Annotated in this window: 1 protein-coding gene and 1 pseudogene; one reads left to right on the forward strand and one right to left on the reverse strand. The window is 64.2% G+C overall.

Going from position 1 to position 1,292, the window contains the following annotated elements; genetic code table 11:
- Positions 1-358 (reverse strand): hypothetical protein (locus ACGF5C_RS34685; RefSeq protein ID WP_393308635.1); only part of this gene is annotated, 358 nt, incomplete at its 3' end.
- A 470-nt stretch (positions 359-828) separates the two neighbouring features.
- Between ACGF5C_RS34685 and ACGF5C_RS34690 the strand changes: the two are divergent.
- A pseudogene (locus ACGF5C_RS34690) lies at positions 829-1,292 on the forward strand (hypothetical protein); the annotation flags it as partial.

A 1,292-nucleotide genomic window follows, 5' to 3' on the forward strand; every position in this document is an offset into this window, starting at 1 on the left:
ATATGGCGGTCGTCAAGATGACGACGTACAGGATCAGTTCGAACCCGACAGCCGACCACAACACGGTGGGGCCGGGATGCAGTATTCCGGGGTCTTTCGCGGCGAATTGATAGTTCGCCAGCGGGGCCCCGGTGGAATCGTGTATCTGCATCCAACTGACGGCATCCACGGACGAACTGTCGTCTCCGGTATCGGTACCGGGTTGCGCCCGCGCCATTCCGATCATGCCAGGCGGTGCGAGGACGGCCAGCACCGAGAGAAACAAGAAAAGAAAGAGCCGACGTCGTATCGGCGAAATGCCGGGCTTCGACGGACTCGCCATCGGCTGTGAAGCTGCGGTAATGCGATCGATTCTCATCGGTCGTGCCAACTTCCGGTAAGAGAGCAGCGTTGTAGCCGTGCCGAAAGCCGCCCTTCGACCCAGGGGCGTTTTTTACATGCTCGGACTACCCGCCGCTCGCATTGTCGAGGGGGTTCACACAGGTGACGCGCGGCCGGAACCTGAACCGCCGCAGACAGAATTCGGCTACGGAGCCCAGCGTTCCGGCTTCGATATCAGTGCTGTTGCAGACTGCGATGCCGACAACCAGTGCAAAGCAGTCGGAAAGGCGTGATCACCCGAGTCGCGTCGTCATCGCAAGCGACGGCGATCGCGTCTCCAGGCGGTGAAACGGCGATCGACGTTACATCGCGAGCTCAGCTCGAGCGCGGGCGTCCCACTCGGGGGTTCGAGTGGTCGAAGCGCTGTGTTGCGCGCGGAGTTCGTTTGCCGCTGTGTTCATCGCCGTCCTGAGTCCGTTAACCCATTATTCAAGTCCAAGATACCCTGTGCCCGAGGCATTTTCGACTCTCCAGGCCTGGGACACCGGGCCCGGAACATCCGCCGTCGATCCGGCCGGGCAGCCTGTCGTGCGGGAACGGTGTGCAACCGCCACGCGGAACGAGGCCGGGTCGGCCGAGGAAACCCTCGGCGCCGCCGATGAGCAGGCCGAACGCGTCGGGATCGAGCGGGAGGGCATACTTACTGAATCGGATATCGCCGACGGTGCGGCTGCCGACGGTCCCAGCACACGCGTAGGAGCGACAACGCCCATGATCCAGCAGGAGCGCGCACGCAGCGCGGAGGAACTTGCCGAGGCGGCGGATCTGTATTTCGCGCTCGGCAGGATCACCCGGCTCCTGCGGCGCTCCGGCGATCTGGGTTCGCTGAGCCCCGGTTCGGCGGCGGCACTGGGCACCCTGGTGCGCAGCGGTCCGATGCGACTGGGCGATCTGGCCGCCGCCGAACACGT

The sequence above is a fragment of the Micromonospora sp. NPDC047620 genome (genome assembly GCF_043205005.1).
Lineage (GTDB): Bacteria > Actinomycetota > Actinomycetes > Mycobacteriales > Micromonosporaceae > Micromonospora.